This window comes from Sphingobium estronivorans (assembly GCF_008692605.1).
Classification (GTDB): Bacteria; Pseudomonadota; Alphaproteobacteria; order Sphingomonadales; family Sphingomonadaceae; genus Sphingobium; species Sphingobium estronivorans.
The window spans coordinates 1-851 of the sequence record NZ_LFCT01000066.1 but is presented as its reverse complement, the minus strand read 5'-3'; the positions used below and the strand labels follow the sequence as shown (position 1 = coordinate 851).

Below are 851 nucleotides of genomic sequence, written 5' to 3'. Positions count from 1 at the left end.
TAGGCCGTAAACTCATAAAATGACTTGAGGATCGGCGGTTTGCGTGATTCAGGGCCTCCAGAGTTGGAGGTTTTGATGGCACGGCGGCGATACGAACTGACAGATCGGGAATGGGCGGTCATCGAGCCCTTGCTGCCCAACAAGCCGCGTGGCGTGGCGCGAGTGGATGATCGTCGGGTTCTCAACGGGATCATGTGGCGGTTCCGGTCTGGCGCGACATGGTCGGAGATCCCCGAGCGCTATGGGCCGCCGACGACCTGCTACAACCGGTTCGTCCGCTGGCGCAAGGCCGGGGTCTGGGACCGGCTGCTGGCAGCGGTTTCAGCGAGATATAATGGCGAACTGGTAATGATCGATTCCACCTGCATGCGCGTCCACCAGAATGGTGCGACGGGCAAAAAGGGGGAAGCTGCGATCGTGGCATGGGACGTTCCCGGGGCGGCCTCACCAGCAAACTCCACGCTCTTGTCGATGCTGACGGACGCCCTGTCAGCCTGAGCCTCACAGGCGGGCAGGTCCACGATGCGTGCGAGGCTCAGGCGCTGATCGAGGCCATTCCAGAAGGAGCAACCCTGCTGGGCGACAAGGGATATGACAGCAATGCCATCCGCCAGGCTGCTGCGGCCAGGAACATCTGGGCCAACATTCCCAACCGATCCAATCGCAAGCAGCGTTTCGCCTTCTCTCCATGGCTCTACAAGCAGCGCAACCTCGTCGAGCGCTTCTTCAACCGCATCAAACAGTTCCGCGGCATCGCCACCCGGTATGACAAGGATCCGGCCAACTTCCTCGCCGCTATCAAACTCATCTGCGTGCGCATCTGGTGCGCCGCGTAATGAGTCTACGCGCTA

At 61.0% G+C, this 851-nt stretch carries 1 protein-coding gene; it reads left to right on the top strand.

All coding sequences use genetic code 11. The features are described 5' to 3' along the window. Positions 1–75: 75 nt before the first annotated feature. Positions 76–836 (top strand): IS5 family transposase gene (locus tag F7P65_RS21845; protein WP_150295653.1). Its coding sequence is split into 2 segments (ribosomal slippage): positions 76–412 and positions 412–836, totalling 762 coding nucleotides; the frame shifts between segments, so codons are not numbered across the junction. Positions 837–851: the final 15 nt, after the last annotated feature.